The sequence below is a fragment of the Alcaligenes sp. DN25 genome (genome assembly GCF_023674485.1).
GTDB lineage: Bacteria > Pseudomonadota > Gammaproteobacteria > Burkholderiales > Burkholderiaceae_B > Alcaligenes > Alcaligenes phenolicus.
The window spans coordinates 3,930,182-3,950,281 of sequence record NZ_CP098408.1; the positions used below are offsets into that span (position 1 = coordinate 3,930,182).

A 20,100-nucleotide genomic window follows, 5' to 3' on the forward strand; every position below is an offset into this window, starting at 1 on the left:
GGCAAAAAACCGTGGCTGCCTGAGAGTAACGCTTTAACGCCCACCTGAAAATAACAAAGTGCGACCTTGTTTATCCAGCGATCACAGTCGCTCGGCGTGGAAATTCAGATGGTCCTGAATGAAGGTCGAGATGAAATAGTAGCCGTGGTCATAGCCGTCGTGACGGCGCAGGGTCAAAGGCTGTTTGGCCTGCTCGCACGCCTGCTCGAATACTTCCGGATACAGTTGTTCGGCCAGAAAGGCATCGCTCAAGCCCTGGTCCACCAAGATACCGGCAGGATACGGCGTACTGGTCTTGGCCATCAGGGCACTGGCGTCGTGTTGTTCCCAAGCCTGGCGATCCTGACCCAAATAGGCACCAAAGGCCTTTTCGCCCCAAGGGCAGCGGGTCGGCGCCGCAATGGGCGCAAAGGCCGACACGGAGCGGTACTTGCCAGGGTGGCGCAAAGCCAGCGTCAAGGCACCGTGCCCGCCCATGGAGTGACCAAAGATACCGACACGGCGGGCGTCGCCGGGCAAGATGGTCGTGACCAGATCAAACAGCTCCTGGGTCACATAGCTTTCCATGCGGTAATTCTTGCTCCAGCCGGGCTCAGTGGCATCCAGATAGAAACCGGCACCGGTTCCCAGATCCCAGCCATCGTCCTCCCCGTCCACGCCAGCACCACGCGGGCTGGTATCAGGAGTGACCAGCATGATGCCGTGCTCGGCAGCGTAACGCTGGGCACCGGCCTTGATCATGAAGGTTTCTTCCGTGCAGGTCAGGCCGGCCAGAAAAAACAGCACAGGCACACGGCCTTGCCCGATAGCCTCTGCCAGGCTGGCAGCCCCTTTCTGAGCGCTGGCCTGTAGTTGCGGCGGCATGTACACAGAAAAACGCATGGGCAGGCCAATTGTCTGCGAAGCGTGTTGGTAGTAGCGCTGCCAACCATTAAAACAGCGGTGTTCGTTGAGCAGTTCCAGTGTCTGAGTCATAGCCCCCTCGTGTTCTCAATTGCAGATCCGGCCTAAAGCCCGTGGCACGCCCAAGGGCAGCATACGAGCTCTGAAACCGGGATAAAGAGTGCAGGCGACTGCCTGCGCCCTTCTCAAGCGACGTCTATCAGTACATCACCACCGAACGGATGGATTTACCGGCATTCATCAGGTCAAAGCCTTCGTTGATGCGCTCCAGCGGCAAGGTGTGGGTGATCAGATCGTCGATATTGATCTTGCCATCCATGTACCAGTCCACAATGGTCGGGACGTCGGTACGGCCACGAGCGCCACCAAAGGCAGAGCCCTTCCATTCGCGACCTGTGACCAGCTGGAACGGTCGGGTGGAGATTTCGGCACCGGCTTCGGCCACACCAATAATGATGGACTGGCCCCAGCCGCGGTGGCAGCACTCCAGTGCCTGACGCATCACCTTGGTGTTGCCGATACATTCGAAGGAGTAATCCGCGCCGCCGTCAGTCAGTTGAATAATGTGGTCGACCACGTTTTCAACCTCATTGGGGTTCACGAAATCGGTCATGCCAAACTGGCGAGCCATGGCTTCGCGCTCGGGGTTGATGTCCACTCCGATGATCTTGCCAGCGCCGACCATCTTGGCGCCCTGGATCACGTTCAGGCCAATACCGCCCAAACCGAACACCACCACGTTAGCGCCCGCTTCCACCTTGGCGGTGAACAGCACAGCGCCCAAACCGGTAGTCACGCCACAGCCGATGTAGCACACCTTGTCGAAAGGTGCGTCGTTACGAATCTTGGCCAAGGCAATTTCCGGCACCACGATGTGGTTAGCGAAAGTCGATGTGCCCATGTAGTGGTGCACTGGCTTGCCGCCAATGGAGAAACGCGAGGTGCCATCGGGCATCAGGCCCTTGCCCTGAGTCGAACGGATCGCGGTACACAGGTTGGTCTTGCGCGACAGGCAGGATTTGCACTGGCGGCACTCGGGTGTGTACAGAGGGATCACGTGATCGCCGGGACGCAGGCTAGTCACGCCAGCACCTACATCCAGCACCACGCCTGCACCTTCATGGCCCAGAATCGCTGGGAACAAACCTTCTGGATCAGCACCGGACAAGGTGTAGTAATCGGTATGGCAAATGCCCGTCGCCTTGATTTCGACCAGCACTTCGCCCGCTTTGGGACCTGCCAGATCGACCTCTTCAATCGTTAGCGGAGCGCCCGCTTTCCAGGCAACAGCTGCACGTGTTTTCATGTGGTCCACCCTCCGGGTAAAAGTAATTATGGTTACGGCAAACTCGGTCCTTCGGGACCAAACTCTTAAAGTATAGAGAGTATTTTATAAGGCGCTGCCCGGCTGGCGGCACCTTGTATGGGTAAAGACCCGTACAAATCACCTGGCAGGCATCAATACAAGGACGATTTACCCGTCAGCAGCACGCCCAGGCGCAACATGCCATAAGCCAGATAATCGCCCAGTCGACTGAACAAACCCAGCCGCTGATACTGCTCCGGGTAGACGCGCGCTGCATTATGCTCGATCTCGTACTCCAGCTTGGCCTGCAGGTCCTGGGCGAAAGGCACATCCTGAATCAGCACATTAGCCTCGCGCGCCAACAGCAGACTGAACGGGTCCAGATTGGACGAGCCCACCATGGAGTAATCGTCGATAACGGCGACTTTAGCGTGTAAATAGCTGGCCTTGTACTCGTACAGTTCGATGCCATGATCCAGCAACTTCCCGTACATGAATCTACAGGCCCGATATTGCAGGAAGTATTCGGCATGGCCTTGCAGCAACAAACGCACCCGCACGCCTCGTTCCGCCGTCTGTTCGATACGGCGACGCAAGGTACGGCCCGGAAAGAAATAGGCATTGGCCAGCACCACCTGCTCCTGCGCTTTGCCGAGCAAGTGCAGATACGCCTGCTCAATCTGCTGCCGATGGCGCACATTGTCCCGCAGCAGCAAGCAGGCCCGTACTCCTTCAAAAACCTGCCCGGCCTGCTCCGCCTTCTTGCGCGCCTGACGCCGCTTGCGCCATTCACGCCACAGGGTAAAGCGCTGGGTGAAGCTGTCCCAATCCTTGCGTCTGCGCCAGGCCATGCGCAGCCATAAAGCCTGCTGAGCACGCACCATATCGTCGACAATGGGCCCTTCGCAGCGTACAGCAAAATCAAAGCGCGGCCTGCCCTGTCCATTGATCAGGGGCACCTCATCAAAGTCGTCCAGAATATTGATGCCCCCCACAAATCCAATGCGCTCATCGACCACCAGCATTTTCCGGTGCAGTCTGCGCAAACGTCGCAAGGACAAGCGCGGTTCGCGCCACCCTTGGGGTTTGGGGCGATAAATCCGGTAGCGGGCACGCATGGCCTTCAACTGCTCGGCAATCTGCAAGGCATGCACATCACTGCCAAAGCCATCAATCACCACACGTACGCGTACACCCCGCTCACAGGCTCGTCGCAAGGCGTCCAGAACGCTGTGACCGCTGTCATCCAGGTTGAAGATATAGGTTTCCAGATGCAGACGCTTTTTCGCCTGATCGATAGCTTCGCAAATGGCCGGAAAGAACTCCTGGCCGTTTTGCAGCAAGGTGATTTGATTACCTTCGTGCCATAGTGGATCGCGCTTCAGACTCGGCATGCTTGCTAGGCCTATGCGTTAAGAAACCACTGAACGCCCCTTTACGGCAGCTCCAGCTCGGTCAGGATGGGGGCATGGTCGGACAACTGTTTCCAGGGGTCTCCCACCAGTACACGGGCATTACGCACTGCAAAACCACGCTGGTAGACGCGATCCAGACGTAGCCAGGGAAATGCCGCGGGGAAGGTACGAGGCGGTGGCGTCATGCGTGCGGCACCGTTCACGCCCAGCTGAATGCCTTGATCCGGCACGACCAGCCCGCTTTTGCGCATGGTACGCAGCCATTTGATGGGCTGACGCAGTCGGAAACGGTTATCGGCCTGACCACGAGGCGAGAACGAAAATACCTCGTACAGATTCAGCTGCTGCACAAAGATGGGTGCCAGGCGGTTATTCCAGTCGTTGAAGTCGCCTGCAATCAGCAAGGGCTCGTCCGCAGGGACAATGCGCTTGATGCGATCGAGCAAGGCCTGAACCTGACGAACTCGGCCGCTGTTGAACAATCCCAGGTGCACCACAATGCAATGCACCGGACGGCCATCGACATCAATGACGGCATGAAGCAAACCGCGCTGCTCCATACGATGGTCGGAAATGTCCTGGTTTTCGTACTGCAGAATGGGAAAGCGCGACAGCAAGGCGTTGCCGTGGTCCGTATGAGGGCGAACCACGTTGCAGCCGTAAGCCGTATTCATGCGCAAGGCAGCGGCCAGGGATTCGTGCTGGGCGTCCAGACTGCCTTGCAGCTGGTTACGCCCCTGCACTTCCTGCAAGAACAACAAGTCGGGAGACAGGCCGTAAAGTCCCAGGCGCAGATCCGCCAAAGACTCCCGTTTGCCCGAAGCCGAGCGGCCTTTGTGAATGTTGTAGCTAACTACCCGAATCACTGACACGCCGTCCCCCGTTCTGACTTACTTGTTTTCAACAGCCCGCAGACGAATGTGCAACTCGCGCAGCTGCTGCTCGTCCACAGCCGATGGGGCCTGGGTGAGCAGACACTGAGCACGCTGTGTCTTAGGGAAAGCAATCACGTCACGGATCGAATCGGCACCGGCCATCAGGGTGACCAGACGGTCCAGACCCATAGCCAGACCACCGTGTGGAGGTGCGCCGTATTGCAGCGCATCCAGCAGGAAGCCGAACTTCAGTTGTGCTTCTTCAGGGCCGATCTTCAAGGCATTGAACACTTTGCTTTGAACGTCAGCACGGTGGATACGGACCGAGCCGCCACCCACTTCCCAACCGTTCAGCACCATGTCGTAAGCCTTGGCAAAGGCCTTGCCGGGATCTGTTTCCAGCAGGTCTTCGTGGCCGTCTTTGGGGCTGGTGAAGGGGTGGTGAGCTGCAAAGTAGCGGTTTTCGCCCTCGTCGTATTCGAACATGGGGAAGTCCACCACCCACAGGGGTTTCCAACCTTCTTCAACCAGACCGTTCGCCTTACCGAATTCGCTGTGACCGATCTTGATACGCAGGGCACCAATCGCATCGTTCACGATCTTGGCCTTGTCAGCGCCAAAGAAGATCAGGTCGCCGTTCTGGGCGCCCGTGCGCTCCATCACCTGTTTCAGAACCTCAACATTGATGTTCTTGACGATAGGCGACTGCAGACCTTCAGGGATTGAGGTCACATCGTTGACCTTGATGTAAGCCAGCCCCTTGGCACCGTAGATGCCGACGAACTTGGTGTATGCGTCGATTTCGCTACGTGGCATGGCGCCACCACCAGGAATGCGCAGAGCAACCACGCGGCAGGAGGGGTCGTTGGCCGGTGCGGAGAAGACCTTGAAGTCCACTTCACGCATCAGGTCAGCCACGTCCACGAACTCCAGCTTGACGCGCAGGTCAGGCTTGTCCGAACCGTAGCGCTGCATGGCCTCAGTCCAGCTCATGGTGGGGAACTTGGGCAGTTCCACGTTTTGCACAGTGCGGAAAATGTGCGTGACCATGCCTTCAAAAATATCGCGAATCTGCTCTTCGTTCAGGAAAGAGGTTTCGCAGTCGATCTGGGTAAATTCAGGCTGGCGGTCAGCACGCAAGTCTTCGTCGCGGAAGCACTTGGTGATCTGGTAGTAACGGTCAAAGCCCGACACCATCAGCATTTGCTTGAACAGCTGGGGCGACTGGGGCAATGCAAAGAATTCGCCTGCGTTCACACGCGAGGGAACCAGGTAGTCGCGAGCGCCTTCAGGGGTGCTCTTGGTCAACATGGGGGTTTCAATATCAATGAAACCCAGGTCGTCCAGGTAGCGACGGGATTGCATGGCCACTTTGTAGCGCAGCATCAGGTTGTTCTGCATCTGCGGACGGCGCAAATCCAGCACACGGTGCGTCAGACGCGTGGTTTCGGACAGATTGTCATCATCCAGCTGGAAAGCAGGCGTGACCGAAGCGTTCAGGATTTCGATTTCGTCGCAAACGATTTCAATCTCGCCCGAACGCAGATCAGGATTGACCGTGCCTTCAGGACGAGCCTGAACGCGGCCGGTAATGCGCAGGCAGTACTCATTACGGATACGTTCGGCCACTTCAAAGGCCTGAACGTTGTCAGGGTTGACGACAACCTGCGCCAGACCCTCACGGTCGCGCAGATCAATGAAAATCACACCCCCGTGGTCGCGGCGACGATGTACCCAGCCAAACAAATTGACCGTCTGGCCCAGGTATTCTTTGGAAACCTCGCCGGTATAACACGTACGCATCTAGGATGACTCCGAAATAGTAAAAACTGCAAATTGGAAAATTCAGGTTCCAGCCAAGGGGGGTGTCCCTTTGGGACCCTCCGGCTGGTCAGAAACAGGGGGCAAAGCGATCGGCTCGGTAGGGCTGACCACTCCCATGGATACGATGTATTTAAGCGCCGCATCCACTGTCATGTCGAGCTTGTGTACATCCGCCCGAGGCATCATCAGGAAAAAACCGGAAGTCGGGTTGGGCGTGGTGGGCACGTAGACGCTGACAAAGTCCTCTCCCAGAATCTGCGCCACTTGTCCGCCCGGCGTGCCGGTCAAAAAGGCAATGGTCCAGGAACCGGCCCTGGGATACTGCACCAGAACGGCCTCGCGAAACGCCTGACCATCGGGTGCCAACACCGTATCACTGACTTGTTTGACGGAATTATAAATGGAACGCACCAAAGGAATACGCCCAAGTAGCAATTCCCAACGATCCACAACGGCACGGCCCAGGTAATTGGCCGCCAGCAAACCCGTACCAAACAAGACAGCCAGCACCAGCACAATTCTAAAGCCGGGAATCCGCAGGCCGAACAGGGCCTGCGAAGACAGAAACTCCGGCACTACGCTCTCCAGCGTTTCGATCAGCAAGGTCAGCACCCAGACGGTGATGACCAAGGGCACCCAGATGAGCAGGCCAGTGACGAAATAACGCTTGAAGGGGCGCATAAGAAATGGTGTTAGCTGGACGATGAGGAAGAAGGTGTCGTCGCAGGCGCGGGTGTGGACGTAGCGCCACTGTCCGCGGGCTTGCTGCCACCCTGGTTACGAAAATCCGTTACATACCAGCCCGTACCCTTGAGCTGGAATCCGGCCGCCGTTACCTGTTTGGTAAAGGTAGGCTGGTTACATTCTGGACAAACCTCCAAAACGGGGTCCGACATTTTTTGCAGCACATCTTTTTCGTATTGGCACGAGCTGCATTTATACGCATAGATAGGCACGACTCACCCTAACAAAAAGCCGAAACAAACTTCGAGATACAAATAAGTAGGGTCGAAACCAGCAAATTCAAGCCGGAGACCCGTTCAATCAGCAACCGCAAAGGGTTCCCAGGGGCGCTTCTGCCGTGATTTTAGCCCTTTTGGCGTTCAATCGCACTGAACTTCGCCCCGGCCAGACAGGCCGCCCCTGGCGGCCATCCGGTTCAGATCAAAAACAGGCAGGCTGCGACCAGGGTTGGCACCATGGCACTGAGCAGCAAACGCAGAGGCGAGATCGCACCATCCGGGAAGCTGCCTTTCAGAATGGAGAAGCCGGCGGGGTTGGGCGCGTTGGCAATCACGGTCAGACCACCGCCCGTAACCGCACCGGCCACCAGCATATAGCGCCAGATATCCGAGGTGCCTTCCACCAGAGAGCCCAGATAGGTCAGTGCCGCGTTATCCGTTACTGCCGTCAAGGCCGTCGCCCCCCAGAACAGCACGGTGGGCGACAAGCCGCCCAGCAGATCCTGCAGCCACCACTTCTGCAGACCGCCCAGGACCACCAGACCGGCCAGGAAGAAACCGACCATCAGGCCTTCACGCACCAGCAAGGGGTTCTGGTAATGCTTGTAGGAGTGGGCATAGCCAATAAACAGCATCAGCAGAGCCATGAACACAATGGGGTGATGCGCGCCCAGCACAATCGCCACCAGGAAAGCCACGTGAATGGCCATGACGGTAATGGGCACCGGGCGCTGCGCTTGTTTTGTTTCAGGCATACCCTGCCCCATTTCCATCAAGGCTTTACGGCAAACCAGGGTGACCAGGGTGGCATTGATCAGGACGGCCATCACAGCACGCCAACCAAAATGCGTCGCCATAAAGGCGGTGTCCCAGCCAAAGGTACTGGCCACCATCAAGACCGGAGGGGCTGCATAGGCAGTCAGCACGCCACCAATAGAGACGTTCACAAACAGCACGCCCACGGTCAAATACTTGAAACCGGCATGGCCTTGATGACGGAAATAGGCTTTGTGCAACAGCAGCGCCGCCAACGTCATGGCAGCGGGCTCGGTAATCAGGGAACCGGCCAGAGGCACTACCGACATAGTGATGAAGTAGGTGGAGATCTTGTCAGACACGGGCACAGCACGCGCCAGCACCGCCACCGTCTTGTTCACCAGTTCCAGAATCGGGCGGCTGGCGGCAACCACCATGATCGCGAACACGAACATGGGTTCGGTGAAGTTGCGGGTTTCCAGATACTCGATAGCGGACTGCAAATCCACAAAAACGGCCATATAGGCCACCAGCACACAGGCCCAGACGCCAAACACGGCCTCGACCTCGGACAACATGTGCCACAGCCCTGAGTGGCTGCCGCCTTTATTGGCCAGGCGGGCAAATACCGGAACCGAGAAGGTGTGGACGATGGCAATGGCAAATAGCGCCGTTGCGACATACTCAAGAGGAGAGGCCATTCTTCAAACCTTTAAAGCTTTACGTAAATTGCTTGAACACGGATCAAGCCAGGCTGATCGTGCCAGCCAAAGCGGCCACCACCAGCAACACACCAACCCAGATGTTGGCACGGAAAAGGCGCAGGCCTCGTTCGGGATAGCGCACGTCAAACTGCCGCATCTGCCACAGCAGATGAATGCCGATGACGGCCATCACCATGTAATACAAAATCCGCTCGTTCAGCAGAAAACCGCCCACCAGCCAGCAGGCCATGGCGGCGATGTAAAAACCGCTGATCCAGGTTTTGCCTGCCTCGCGGAAACGCAGAGCCGTGGAGTGCAGGCCCAGCTTGGTATCGTCAGCCATGTCGATATAGGCATAGATGGAGTCGTAGCCCACCTGCCACAAAATCGCGCCCACCCACATCAGGATGGCGCCAAAAGGCACCATGTTCTGCGTATCGGACCAGGCCATCAACATGCCCCAGTTAAAGCAGATACCCAGAACCACTTGCGGCCAGTAGGTAAAGCGCTTGCACAGGGGGTAAATCATCACGATCGGGAACAGGGCCAGTGCCAGCCAACGGCTGTACTCATTGATAGCCAGCAGCAGCAAGGCACACACGGCCATCTGCGCCAGCACGAAGATCACCGCCTGACGCATGGTGATCTGGCCGCTGGTCAAGGGCCGGAAACGGGTACGTTCAACCTGATGGTCGAAGTTACGGTCCGCCATATCGTTAAAGCAGCAGCCAATACCGCGCATCAACAAGGCGCCCAGAGAAAAGATCACCAAACGCCACAGGGTAGGAATACCGTCCGCTGCCTGCACCAGAGCGGCCAGAGCGGGCAAGAGGGTCAGCCAGGTGCCCACAGGCCGATCCAGCCTACACAAACGGGCATACGGCCCCCAGGATGCTGGCAAATAGCGAGCCACCCAGTCATTGTTGGGGCGCATATCGGACAGATCAGGACGCGGGGAAGATTCCGAAGCGGATGGAGATGTCATAGAGGTAAAACCTAAATCCAGGCCTCAAGCCATAGACTGAAAACAGGCATACCCTCTGGCAGAGGGTATGCGGTGGATTCCAGGAATCTGTTCATGCTCTGTGAGCAAGCAAAACGCAATGGCCGGCGCTGAAAACCACAGCGCTGGCCGGGCCAGCGCATGAAAAGACGCAGACCCATCAGTCTGCGTCCCTTGCCTGCCAAACGGCGATCAGGCTTCCTTGATGAGTTTACCCAAGATGGCGATGCCTTCGCGAATTTTTTCCTCGGGCACGGTGGCAAAGCTCAGGCGCAGGGTGTTGCGTTTGACGTCCTTGCCGGCGTAGAAAGGTTCGCCCGGAACAAAGGCCACCAGGTTCTCAATGGCCTTTTGCAGCAGGGCCGTCGCATCCACGTGCTCGGGCAAGGTCACCCAAATGAACATGCCGCCTTCGGGACGGGTCCATTGGGCCGTCGTCGGGAAGTTCTTGTCCATGGCTTCCAGCATGATGGCACACTGCTTCTGGTAAATATCGCGCACTTTGGGCAGGTGCTTTTCCAGGAAACCGTTATGTACGGCTTCGTAAACAGCCATTTGCGTCAGTGTGGAGGTGTGCAAGTCCGTGGCCTGCTTGATCTGCACCAGTTTGTCGATGATCTTGGCGGGAGCCACGATGTAGCCCAGACGCAAACCAGGAGCCAGCACTTTGGAGAAGGTACCCAGGCGTATCACGGTAGCACCGGCTTTGCGGCCCAAGGACAGCAGGCTGGGCAGACGCTCGCCGGCGTAACGCAGTTCACCGTAGGGATCGTCCTCGACGATCGGGATATGCGCAGCCGCACATCGCTCCACCAGGTCCTGACGACGCTCCAGAGGCAGGCGCAGGCCGGTGGGGTTCTGGAAGTTGGGCAATGCGTACAGCAAACGGGCGCCCATGGCTTCAGGAGCCGACACGTACTCGGGGATCATGCCCTGGCCATCGGTAGGAATAGCCACGAAAGAAGGGTTGTACACAGACAGAGCCTGCAAAGCGCCCAGATAAGTAGGCGACTCCACCAGCACCTTGCTGCCTTCATCAATGAACAGCTTGCCCAGCATGTCCAGGGCTTGCTGCGAACCGTTCACCAGCAGGATTTCGTCGGCGTCCACAGGGGCGCCTTCGGCGCTCATTTGCTCTGCCAGCCATTGGCGCAGGGGCAGATAGCCTTCCGTCGTGGTGTATTGCAGTGCCACACGGCCCTGCTCGCTCAGTACCTTGTTGAACGCGCTTTGCATTTCCTCGACAGGAAAGCCGACTGGAGTGGGCAGACCGCCCGCAAAGGAAATAATCTCGGGACGCGCAGTGACCTTGAGAATTTCACGAATTGCGGAGCCACTCAGTTTCTGGGCACGTTGGGAAAAGGTAAAAGACTGCGAGAGGGTATCCATGATTCGGGGAAGTCCTGAAGAAGAACGATTAAATACTTCATATGCAAACTTTCCAGCTTGCAATAAATAACGCAGGATGCCGAAAAAACCAGGCATCCTGCACCTTTGAATGAATTATGACTCGGGTTTATTAGCGTATACCTTGCCACCAAGCGGCTTGCAGCGCAAGTAGCTCAAGGGTTTGTGCTCGGGATTTACCCTGAAAAAACAGCCTGCCCCTCCAGACGATCGTCGCGCTTTGTCTATACTCAGCTATTGTATATACAATTAAAAATCCGTCCGGAGCCATGCCACCATGAGCCAGCCCCACCCTGCCACTTTGCTTCGCTTGCTAAACATCAGCAGCCTGCCCGCGCAGCCCTGGAAAAACGGTGGCGGCACCACGCGCGAGGTGCTTTGCCATCCCGAACATTCCGGCTATGAGCACTTTGACTGGCGCATCAGCCTGGCCCAGGTCCAGACCTCCGGCGATTTTTCCCGCTTCCCCGGCATAGACCGACACATCATGTTGATCGAGGGCGACAACATGCAGTTGATTCACGAGCAAGATATCCATGTGCTGCATCCATTCCAGCCCTACGCCTTCGCTGGCGAGGACAAGATGGCCTGTTTGTTACCACTCGGTCCGACACAGGACTTGAACCTGATGCTGCGCCGGGGCCGAGCCCAAGGCAGCTTGCACGCATGGCAAGGACGAAACGACTCCATGAAATTGGCCGCTGGTACGCATTTTCTGTACGCACCGCAAGGCGGCTATCAACTCCAGGCCGACACACACAGCTGGACCCTGGGCGCCGGGCAAGCCCTGACAGGCAGCACACCCGCCCCCTTGTCCCTGCAACTGCAGGCCGACCCTGCTGATGCCCCGCTGGTCTACGCCTATATAGCTCCCACGGAATGAAATGATGAGCTACACACTTTGGACCGATTTACGCCTGGCCCCCACCGCCGACCCCGAGTACGTCATCGAAGATGCCTGCCTGGTTGTACAGGCGGACCGTATCGCCTGGATGGGCCCACGTCATGACCTGCCTGCGCAGTGGCAAGACGCCACTCAAGAACACAAGCTGGGAAACCGCTGGGTCACCCCCGGGCTGATCGACTGCCACACCCATCTGGTCTACGGCGACAACCGCGCCCAGGAATTTGCCTTGCGGCTGGCAGGGGCCTCCTATGAAGAAATCGCCCGTCAGGGTGGCGGCATTGTGTCCTCCGTCAAAGCGACGCGCTCCCTGAGCGAGGACCAACTGCTGGCCCAAGCCCTGCGCCGACTGGATGCCTTGCTGGACGAAGGCGTCACCGCGATTGAAATCAAATCCGGCTACGGTCTGAATCTGGAGAGCGAGCGCAAAATGCTGCGTATCGCCCGCCGTCTGGGCGAGCTGCGCCCGGTCACGGTGCGCACCACCTTTTTAGGTGCCCATGCCCTGCCCCCTGAATTTGCCGGGCAAACCGATGCCTATCTGGATTTGGTCTGCGATCAAATGCTGCCCACTCTGGCACAAGAAGGACTGATCGACGCGGTTGACGTCTTTTGCGAGCGTATTGCCTTCGACCTGAAGCAGTCCGAACGTGTTTTGAAAGCGGCCCAAGCACTGGGCCTGCCCGTCAAGATGCACGCCGAGCAGCTCTCCAATCTGGGCGGCACGGAAATGGCGACCCGCTACCAGGCCCTGTCCACCGACCATCTGGAATACCTGGATGAAGCAGGCGTCATCGCCATGAAAAAAGCGGGAACCGTGGCCGTGCTACTGCCCGGCGCCTACTACTTTCTACGCGAAACCCAGTTACCCCCGATTGAACTGCTGCGCAAACACGGCGTACCGATGGCCCTGTCCACTGACAGCAACCCCGGCACGTCCCCCTGTGCATCCCTATTACTGATGCTGAACATGGGCAGCACGCTTTTCAGGCTGACTGTCCCCGAAGCCCTGGCAGGAGTCACCCGCCATGCTGCTCAGGCCTTGGGTGCCCCTGACATCAGTGGTGAACTCAGCATCGGATCCCGCGCCGACTTTGTCGCCTGGGACATAGACTCCCTGCCCGAACTGGCCTACTGGCTGGGCCTGCCACGCTGCGCCCTGGTCGTATACCAAGGCACAATCAGCCGTGACCTGCGTAAGGAATCGCCATGAGCATCCCCCGAAAACATGAAGCGCTCTGGGCCCCTTGGGCCTATCTGGACGGCCAGTGGCAAGCGAATGTACTGCTGCGCTGGGACCAGGACGGCACACTGACAGACGTTCTGCCCGAAGCCAGTCAGCAGGCTATAGACGCGGCGGGCTTCGTCCACACAGCGCAAGGTGCCGTACTGCCGGGCATGCCCAATCTGCATTCACATGCTTTTCAAAGTGCCATGGCCGGGCTGACTGAATTCCGGGGGCAAGGCCAGGACAGCTTCTGGAGCTGGCGCGACCTGATGTACCGCTTCGCTGCCCGTCTGGAGCCCGAGCACATGCAGGCCATTGCCCAATGGCTCTATATACAGATGCTGAAAGCGGGCTACACCAGCGTGTGCGAGTTCCATTACCTGCATCACCAGCGCGACGGCCAGAATTACGCACCCATAGGCCTGCTGGCCCAAGGCGTCATGGAGGCGGCCAGCGCCAGCGGTCTGGCCATTACCATGCTGCCCGTGCTGTACCAGTACAGCGATTTCGGCAGCAAGGCGCCGCGTCAGGATCAACAGCGCTTTTTGAATAGCCCTACGCAGTTGCTGTACCTGCTGGAGTCTCTGCACAACAGCCACCCCTTGAGTGCTGACCGGCGTTACGGAGTTGCACCCCACTCCCTGCGCGCTGCCAACGTTGGTTCTATCAGTACCTTAATCGACGGCCTGCACAGCCTGCCCTCACGCCACCCGATTCACATTCACATTGCCGAACAGATGGCCGAAGTACTGGCCTGCCGGGACATCAAAGGCAGCAGTCCGGTGGCCTATCTCTATGACAACTTCAATGTGGACGAACGCTGGTGCCTGGTCCACGCCACTCATATTGACGAGCAGGAGCGCAAGCAAATTGCCCGCAGCGGTGCCGTAGCAGGTTTGTGTCCAAGCACCGAGGCGAATCTGGGTGATGGCCTGTTCCCTGCCGCCGCCTTTCTGGCGGAGCAAGGACGAATGGGCATAGGTTCAGACAGCCACATCTGCGTAGACTGGCGCGCCGAACTGCGCTTGCTGGAATATGGTCAACGATTGATCAGCCAGCAACGCAATGTGCTGACTTCGTCCCAACAACCTTTCGTCGCGGACTACTTGTTTGGCACCTGCGCACGTGGTGGCGCACAGGCGTCCGGGCGAGCCAGCGGGCAATTAAGCCCCGGTCATCAGGCAGATTTAATGGTGATTGACCTGGAGCACCCCAGTCTGGCGGGGCTGGATAAGCAGCATTGGCTGTCGGCTCTGGTCTTTTCCGAACGCGCTCACGCCAACCCGATTCGTGATGTATTCGTCAGTGGTAAGGCCTGTGTGACAGAGGGCCATCATCCTCAGGAAGAGGCGGCATTTGCGGCTTATAAAAAAACATTGAGCAGTCTACTGAACAAGGCTTAGGTACAAAAAAATCAAATGATGGCCTGTAAGCCCTTGTCAGCAATGATATTCAGCAGCTTGAGTGCCGGGCCAGTGGGATGGGTTTCACCTTGCTCCCACTTGCGTATGGTCGATGCCGTAGTATGCAAATAAAGCGCAAATATCGGCTGGCTGAACTTCAAGCCTTCTCGCAGCCGCTTGATGTCGGCCGCATCGAACTCCCGAACTGGCGGTGGACAAATTGCGTCAAACTCGCGCATCGTCACCTTGCCGATCGCTCCTGCCTCCTGGAGCGCCTCCAGGTCGCCGCGTAGCGATTCGATGATCTTGCTCACAATGCACCTCCAATAACACGTCAGCCTGCAATGCATTCAACAAGGCTTCAGGCGACAAGCCCAGGAACACCTTCCCTACAAATTGCAGCGCTTTCTTCTCATCCGGCGTGATGTTCCCCTTGTCGCTCTTGGAGAACCCATGCAGGAACACATAACGGCTACCTATTCTGGCCGAAAGCAAGCTGCGATAGCCGCCGCTTTTGCCACCACCAGGGCGAGCTACCCGCTTCTTGTATAAGGCGCCACCCAAGTCCACATCGATCAGACCGCTTTCCATCTCCTGAACTGCCTTGCACAAGGCAATATCAGGCAGCTTCTCGGCCGCCTGCCATCGCGCAAAGTCTTTGCGCTTGAGAACGCGCGTCATATCGACCTCCAAACTATACCCGTATCGGGCACACTTATCAATCTCTCGTCGTGGAGCAGCCAATTCGCCATCCGCTCGCCCATCCCACGCGGGCTTATCCTCCTTGTGAACATAGCGCATGCACATCGCCACAGCCATGTGACTTGTGAGCTTTATATCCATCTTGATTGGCACGCCTCAGTTGGCAATACAGGCCGTCGCTCGATAACAGATACCGTGCCTGCCTACGTAGGGGACGCAGCAGCCGTCGTGTTCACCGTGGACTTATGTCAGCAGGGCGTAGTCCAGAGAAATGCAATGCTGGGTCGCCGTGAAGCAAAAAAATCCCTGGCGTGGGGACCCATGCCAGGGACAAGTTCGTGGAGACAAAAACAATCAGCAGTACTTCATGAAAACTAGAAAAGATCAGCCGCCGTCGCCGCCAGGCTCTCATCCAGCACCAAGGCTTTCAGGGCCTCGATATCGGGAGCCAAGTAACGGTCCTGATCGTAAAAAGGCACGGCCTGACGAATCGCATCCTGCACCTTCTTCAAGCGCTCGGAAGTCAGCAAAGGCGCATGAAAATCAATGCCTTGTGCCGCGCACAGCAATTCAATTGCCACAATCGCGGCCGTGTTCTGTGCCATGTCTTCCAGACGGCGCGCTGCAAAGGTTGCCATGCTGACGTGGTCTTCCTGATTAGCCGAAGTAGGCAGACTATCCACACTGGCAGGATGTGCCAGCGACTTGTTTTCCGAAGCCAGGGCCGCTGCGGTCACATGGGCAATCATGAAGCCCGAATTCAAACCCGCAGAAGGCACCAGGAACGGTGGCAAACCAGAGATGCTGGCATCAATCAACAAAGCGACTCGACGCTCTGCCAAGGCACCAATTTCAGCAATAGCCAGAGCCAAGCCATCGGCAGCAAACGCAACCGGCTCGGCGTGGAAATTACCTCCGGAAATCACCTGATCCGGCTCGCCATTCTTGCCGGGAAACACCAGCGGGTTATCCGTGACAGCATTGGCTTCCGTCAACAGGCTGCGTTCGTTCTGTGTGATCAGATCCTGAATCGCACCCATGACCTGGGGCTGACAGCGCAAGCTGTAGGGGTCCTGCACCTTGTTGTCATTGTCGCGATGCGACTGACGAATCTGGCTGCCAGCCAGCAGCTCCCGGTACAGGCGAGCCGCATAAATTTGCCCCGGCTGTCCACGGACCTCATGGATGCGCGCATCAAAAGGCGCGTCACTGCCTTTGGCGGCGTCCACGCTCAAGGCACCGGCCAGAATCGCATTGCGGAACAAGGTCTGGGTGCGGAACAGGCCGTTCAGGGCCAGGGCCGTAGATACTTGCGTACCATTGATCAGCGCCAGCCCTTCCTTGGCAGCCAGCACAATGGGAGTGATACCCGCCTTGGCCAAAGCCTGCTGGGCTGGCATCCATTCGCCCTGCCACTTGGCCTGCCCTTCCCCGATCAGCGTCAAGGTCATGTGCGACAAGGGCGCCAGATCACCCGATGCCCCCACCGAACCCTTGGACGGGATGAAAGGCACCACGCCCGCATTCAGAATATCCAGCAAGGTCGTAACCACATGCGAACGTATGCCCGAAAAGCCGCGCGCCAAGCTGGCAATTTTCATGGCCATGATCAAGCGGGCCACTGCATCGGACACCGGCTCGCCCACCCCCACGGAGTGCGACAGAATCAGGTTCTTTTGCAGTTGCTCCAGATCATGGTCGGGAATGCGTTGCTGGGCCAGCTTGCCAAAGCCGGTATTGATGCCATAAGCCGGATTACCTTCCCGGATGATCTTGGCCACAATGGCCGAGGACGCATCCATGGCCCCGATCGCCTCTGGTGGCAGAGTCAGAACAGTCGGTTCCTGCCAGATTTGGCGCAGTTGTGCCAAAGTCAGTGCGCCGGGAGAAAGCTCGATACTCTTGCTCATTTATCTGTCCTGTTTTTCTTACTTGATCATGGGCAATGTCAGCCCGAAATTCTTGGCCGTTTGAATCGCCAGCTCGTAGCCGGCATCCGCATGACGCATCACACCACTGGCGCAATCGTTAATCAAGACCCGCTCCAGACGGGCCGCAGCCTGCTCACTACCGTCAGCCACAATCACCATGCCAGCATGCTGGCTGTAGCCCATGCCCACCCCGCCCCCGTGGTGCAGCGAAACCCAGCTGGCCCCGCCGGCGGTATTCAACAAGGCATTCAACAAAGGCCAGTCCGACACGGCATCCGTGCCATCACGCATGCTTTCAGTTTCGCGGTTGGGGCTGGCCACCGAGCCTGTATCCAAGTGGTCGCGGCCAATCACAATGGGCGCTTTCAGCTCGCCCTTACGCACCATTTCGTTAAAGGCCAGACCAGCGCGGTGACGCTCGCCCAGTCCCAGCCAGCAAATGCGTGCCGGCAAGCCCTGGAAAGCAATGCGTTCCTGCGCCATGTCCAGCCAGCGATGCACGTGCTGATTGTCAGGGAACAGCTCTTTGATTTTTTGATCGGTTTTGTAGATGTCCTCCGGGTCGCCTGACAAGGCCACCCAACGGAACGGGCCTTTGCCCTCGCAAAACAAGGGGCGAATGTAGGCAGGCACAAAGCCAGGGAAATCGAAGGCATTGGCCACGCCTTCATCAAACGCAACTTGGCGAATGTTATTGCCGTAGTCCACAACCGGAATACCCATTTTCTGGAAATCCAGCATGGCTTGTACATGAACTGTGCAAGACTTGGCAGCCGCTTGTTGAATGCGGACGTGTTGGGCCGGATCTTTCTGCGCCGCCTGCCACTGTTCCACCGTCCAGCCTGACGGCAAATAGCCATTGAGCAGATCGTGGGCAGAGGTCTGGTCCGTCACCAGATCAGGTTTCAAACCACCCGCTTGGGCACGTCGCACCAGTTCGGGCAGTACATCGGCAGCATTACCCAGCAAGCCAATCGACACCGCTTCCTTGGCGACCGTGTGTTGGGCAATCAACTCCAGCGCATGATCCAGATCCCGCGCCTGTTTATCCAGATAACGGGTCTGCAAACGGAAGTCGATACTGCTTTGCTTGCATTCAATCGTCAGCGATACAGCCCCGGCAAAGGTTGCCGCCAAAGGCTGTGCGCCGCCCATGCCGCCCAGACCAGCAGTCAGAATCCAGCGCCCGGCCAGCGAACCACCAAAATGCTGACGACCTGCTTCAGCAAAAGTCTCGTACGTGCCTTGCACAATGCCCTGGCTACCAATGTAGATCCAGCTACCCGCCGTCATCTGCCCATACATGAACAAACCGGCCTGATCCAGCTCGTGAAACTTCTCCCAGGTAGCCCATTTGGGCACCAGATTCGAGTTGGCCAGCAGCACACGCGGCGCATCGCTATGAGTACGGAATACACCCACCGGCTTGCCGGACTGAATCAGCAAGGTCTGGTCATCCTCCAACTGGCGCAAGCTGGCCAGAATCTGGTCATAGCACTCCCAGTTCCGGGCTGCACGCCCGATGCCGCCGTACACCACCAGATGCTGGGGGTTCTCGGCCACAGCCGGGTCCAGGTTGTTCTGAATCATGCGGTACGCGGCTTCCGCCACCCAGTTCTTGCAGCTGAGCTGGGTACCCGTAGGGGCATGAATCTGCCGCTCAGGATCGAAACGGGGATCGTGGCTGGCCGCCAAAGTGTGATGATCAGGCATGGTGATGTCCTCCATCTGAGGTGTCTCTGGATACGCGCTGGTTCTATCTGGCAGGCTGTTTCCACACCCGAAGGGCAGGTCCTGGCGCCGACAAAACAACGGTTTTCTTGTAAGCTCATGCCAATGTATAGTCATTTTTCCAAGTTGTCTATACATATAAAGAGAGCCTTGCATAAGCCCGTGAATGCGAGCATGGGAATGCATCACTCGCGGCCTGGTACACGACCTCAGATCTGGCCTGCGCGAGACTCTTTTGAGTGTGAACACGTCCTACAGGAAAGCATAAAAATGGATGTCCGCCAGACGAGCCATTCGTCAACTGAACCAAGCATGCCCGCCTACCTGCAAATCAAGAATTTTGTGCTGGAGAAAATCCAGTCCGGCCAATGGCGTGAAGGTGATCTGATCCCCACTGAACTGGCTTTATGCGAACAATTTGGCGTGTCGCGCATGACGGTCAACCGCGCGCTGCGGGAGTTGACGAATGATGAGCTGCTGGTCCGCATCAAAGGCTCGGGCACCTACGTCGCGCAGCCCAAATTCCAGTCCACCCTGATCGAGATACGCAGCATCGCGCAAGACATACGGGAGCGCGGCCACCAACACAGTTGCCAAGTGCTGAGCATGGAGCGGCTGCAGGCCAGCCCGGCTCAAGCGCGGCTATATGGCATTGCACCGGGCGCAGCGCTGTTTCATTCCATTATTGTTCATGCCGAAAACGGCTTGCCTATCCAGTACGAAGATCGTCTGGTGGACGCGCAAATGGCGCCGGATTACATGGAGCAGGACTGGAGCCAGATCACACCTAATGAGTACTTGGTGCGCGTTGCCCCCTTGCCAACCGGCTTTTACAGCATTGAAGTGCTGGTGCCGCCCGCCGGAATCGCGCAGGCCCTGCACATGAAAGAGCAGCAACCCTGTCTGGTGATGGACCGCCGCACTTTTTCCAGCGAGCAGTTCACAACTCACGCCAGGCTGTGGCATCCAGGGGATCGCTACAAATTCACTGGCAAGATGTGAGCCGTAAATCTGCTCTGCCTAGAGTTTGACTCCCAAACGCATCG

The 20,100-nt window shown here is 57.6% G+C and carries 17 protein-coding genes and 1 pseudogene; 4 read left to right on the forward strand and 14 right to left on the reverse strand.

All coding sequences use genetic code 11. The annotated features are described in order from the left end of the window. Nucleotides 1-81: 81 nt before the first annotated feature. The 10 genes from fghA to NBV64_RS18155 all read right to left on the reverse strand — a co-directional run bounded on the left by fghA (nucleotide 82) and on the right by NBV64_RS18155 (nucleotide 11,137). Complete coding sequence (gene fghA, locus NBV64_RS18110) at nucleotides 82-975, reverse strand: S-formylglutathione hydrolase (RefSeq protein WP_009457471.1); 894 nt, start codon at nucleotides 973-975, stop codon at nucleotides 82-84. Nucleotides 976-1,102: 127 nt separating this feature from the next. Then, on the reverse strand, nucleotides 1,103-2,209 hold the full coding sequence (locus NBV64_RS18115; protein ID WP_022983664.1) for an S-(hydroxymethyl)glutathione dehydrogenase/class III alcohol dehydrogenase: 1,107 nt from the start codon (nucleotides 2,207-2,209) through the stop codon (nucleotides 1,103-1,105). A gap of 152 nt (nucleotides 2,210-2,361) precedes the next feature. Beyond that, nucleotides 2,362-3,603 (reverse strand): cardiolipin synthase ClsB, encoded by a 1,242-nt coding sequence (gene clsB, locus NBV64_RS18120; RefSeq protein ID WP_250756289.1) that lies wholly within the window; start codon nucleotides 3,601-3,603, stop codon nucleotides 2,362-2,364. 41 nt (nucleotides 3,604-3,644) lie between these two features. Then, nucleotides 3,645-4,496, reverse strand: coding sequence for an endonuclease/exonuclease/phosphatase family protein (locus NBV64_RS18125; RefSeq protein WP_009457467.1), 852 nt, complete (start codon nucleotides 4,494-4,496; stop codon nucleotides 3,645-3,647). 18 nt (nucleotides 4,497-4,514) lie between these two features. Next, the gene (gene aspS, locus NBV64_RS18130) at nucleotides 4,515-6,302 is read right to left on the reverse strand and encodes an aspartate--tRNA ligase (protein ID WP_009457464.1); all 1,788 of its coding nucleotides are present in this window, start codon (nucleotides 6,300-6,302) and stop codon (nucleotides 4,515-4,517) included. Between the two features lie 42 nt (nucleotides 6,303-6,344). Then, nucleotides 6,345-7,004, reverse strand: a complete 660-nt coding sequence (locus NBV64_RS18135) for a DUF502 domain-containing protein (RefSeq protein ID WP_009457462.1) — start codon at nucleotides 7,002-7,004, stop codon at nucleotides 6,345-6,347. An 11-nt stretch (nucleotides 7,005-7,015) separates the two neighbouring features. Next, a complete protein-coding gene (locus NBV64_RS18140; RefSeq protein ID WP_371478382.1) occupies nucleotides 7,016-7,219 on the reverse strand; it encodes an FmdB family zinc ribbon protein in 204 nt (67 codons plus the stop codon). Nucleotides 7,220-7,482: 263 nt separating this feature from the next. Beyond that, nucleotides 7,483-8,742, reverse strand: coding sequence for a putative Na+/H+ antiporter (locus NBV64_RS18145; protein ID WP_009457459.1), 1,260 nt, complete (start codon nucleotides 8,740-8,742; stop codon nucleotides 7,483-7,485). Nucleotides 8,743-8,785: 43 nt separating this feature from the next. Beyond that, the gene (ubiA, locus tag NBV64_RS18150; RefSeq protein WP_009457445.1) at nucleotides 8,786-9,730 is read right to left on the reverse strand and encodes a 4-hydroxybenzoate octaprenyltransferase; all 945 of its coding nucleotides are present in this window, start codon (nucleotides 9,728-9,730) and stop codon (nucleotides 8,786-8,788) included. Between the two features lie 210 nt (nucleotides 9,731-9,940). Beyond that, nucleotides 9,941-11,137 (reverse strand): aminotransferase-like domain-containing protein, encoded by a 1,197-nt coding sequence (locus NBV64_RS18155; RefSeq protein WP_250756290.1) that lies wholly within the window; start codon nucleotides 11,135-11,137, stop codon nucleotides 9,941-9,943. 295 nt (nucleotides 11,138-11,432) lie between these two features. On the opposite strand from NBV64_RS18155, the gene NBV64_RS18160 reads away from it, so the two are divergent. The 3 genes from NBV64_RS18160 to NBV64_RS18170 are packed head-to-tail and all read left to right on the forward strand — an operon-like array spanning nucleotide 11,433 to nucleotide 14,690. Then, the gene (locus NBV64_RS18160; RefSeq protein WP_250756291.1) at nucleotides 11,433-12,038 is read left to right on the forward strand and encodes a HutD/Ves family protein; all 606 of its coding nucleotides are present in this window, start codon (nucleotides 11,433-11,435) and stop codon (nucleotides 12,036-12,038) included. Nucleotides 12,039-12,042: 4 nt separating this feature from the next. After that, on the forward strand, nucleotides 12,043-13,272 hold the full coding sequence (gene hutI, locus NBV64_RS18165) for an imidazolonepropionase (protein ID WP_009457440.1): 1,230 nt from the start codon (nucleotides 12,043-12,045) through the stop codon (nucleotides 13,270-13,272). Further along, entirely contained in the window at nucleotides 13,269-14,690 is a 1,422-nt protein-coding gene (locus NBV64_RS18170; protein ID WP_250756292.1) for a formimidoylglutamate deiminase, read from the forward strand. Before hutI ends, NBV64_RS18170 begins: the two co-directional genes overlap by 4 nt. 11 nt (nucleotides 14,691-14,701) lie before the next feature. Here the strand turns inward: NBV64_RS18170 and NBV64_RS18175 are convergent, their stop codons facing one another. The 4 genes and pseudogenes from NBV64_RS18175 to hutU form a co-directional block, all read right to left on the reverse strand. Beyond that, the gene (locus tag NBV64_RS18175; RefSeq protein ID WP_031233072.1) at nucleotides 14,702-15,004 is read right to left on the reverse strand and encodes a helix-turn-helix domain-containing protein; all 303 of its coding nucleotides are present in this window, start codon (nucleotides 15,002-15,004) and stop codon (nucleotides 14,702-14,704) included. After that, nucleotides 14,991-15,371, reverse strand: a pseudogene (locus NBV64_RS18180) (type II toxin-antitoxin system RelE/ParE family toxin); the annotation flags it as partial. The gene NBV64_RS18175 and the pseudogene NBV64_RS18180, both read right to left, overlap by 14 nt. A gap of 395 nt (nucleotides 15,372-15,766) precedes the next feature. Further along, nucleotides 15,767-17,302, reverse strand: a complete 1,536-nt coding sequence (gene hutH / locus NBV64_RS18185; RefSeq protein WP_060185493.1) for a histidine ammonia-lyase — start codon at nucleotides 17,300-17,302, stop codon at nucleotides 15,767-15,769. Nucleotides 17,303-17,320: 18 nt separating this feature from the next. Next, nucleotides 17,321-19,051: a urocanate hydratase gene (hutU, locus tag NBV64_RS18190; RefSeq protein ID WP_009457426.1), complete on the reverse strand. Its 1,731-nt coding sequence runs from the start codon at nucleotides 19,049-19,051 to the stop codon at nucleotides 17,321-17,323. 315 nt (nucleotides 19,052-19,366) lie between these two features. On the opposite strand from hutU, the gene hutC reads away from it, so the two are divergent. Then, nucleotides 19,367-20,056: a histidine utilization transcriptional repressor HutC gene (hutC, locus tag NBV64_RS18195; RefSeq protein WP_230940569.1), complete on the forward strand. Its 690-nt coding sequence runs from the start codon at nucleotides 19,367-19,369 to the stop codon at nucleotides 20,054-20,056. The last annotated feature ends 44 nt before the right edge of the window (nucleotides 20,057-20,100 follow it).

Bases quoted from the DNA above. Each gene is read 5' to 3' on its own strand.
- fghA (WP_009457471.1), bottom strand. From the start codon at position 975: ATGACTCAGACACTGGAACTGCTCAACGAACACCGCTGTTTTAATGGT.
- NBV64_RS18115 (WP_022983664.1), bottom strand. From the start codon at position 2,209: ATGAAAACACGTGCAGCTGTTGCCTGGAAAGCGGGCGCTCCGCTAACG.
- clsB (WP_250756289.1), bottom strand. From the start codon at position 3,603: ATGCCGAGTCTGAAGCGCGATCCACTATGGCACGAAGGTAATCAAATC.
- aspS (WP_009457464.1), bottom strand. From the start codon at position 6,302: ATGCGTACGTGTTATACCGGCGAGGTTTCCAAAGAATACCTGGGCCAG.
- NBV64_RS18135 (WP_009457462.1), bottom strand. From the start codon at position 7,004: ATGCGCCCCTTCAAGCGTTATTTCGTCACTGGCCTGCTCATCTGGGTG.
- NBV64_RS18140 (WP_371478382.1), bottom strand. From the start codon at position 7,219: ATGTCGGACCCCGTTTTGGAGGTTTGTCCAGAATGTAACCAGCCTACC.
- NBV64_RS18145 (WP_009457459.1), bottom strand. From the start codon at position 8,742: ATGGCCTCTCCTCTTGAGTATGTCGCAACGGCGCTATTTGCCATTGCC.
- ubiA (WP_009457445.1), bottom strand. From the start codon at position 9,730: ATGACATCTCCATCCGCTTCGGAATCTTCCCCGCGTCCTGATCTGTCC.
- NBV64_RS18155 (WP_250756290.1), bottom strand. From the start codon at position 11,137: ATGGATACCCTCTCGCAGTCTTTTACCTTTTCCCAACGTGCCCAGAAA.
- NBV64_RS18160 (WP_250756291.1), top strand. From the start codon at position 11,433: ATGAGCCAGCCCCACCCTGCCACTTTGCTTCGCTTGCTAAACATCAGC.
- hutI (WP_009457440.1), top strand. From the start codon at position 12,043: ATGAGCTACACACTTTGGACCGATTTACGCCTGGCCCCCACCGCCGAC.
- NBV64_RS18170 (WP_250756292.1), top strand. From the start codon at position 13,269: ATGAGCATCCCCCGAAAACATGAAGCGCTCTGGGCCCCTTGGGCCTAT.
- hutH (WP_060185493.1), bottom strand. From the start codon at position 17,302: ATGAGCAAGAGTATCGAGCTTTCTCCCGGCGCACTGACTTTGGCACAA.
- hutU (WP_009457426.1), bottom strand. From the start codon at position 19,051: ATGGAGGACATCACCATGCCTGATCATCACACTTTGGCGGCCAGCCAC.
- hutC (WP_230940569.1), top strand. From the start codon at position 19,367: ATGCCCGCCTACCTGCAAATCAAGAATTTTGTGCTGGAGAAAATCCAG.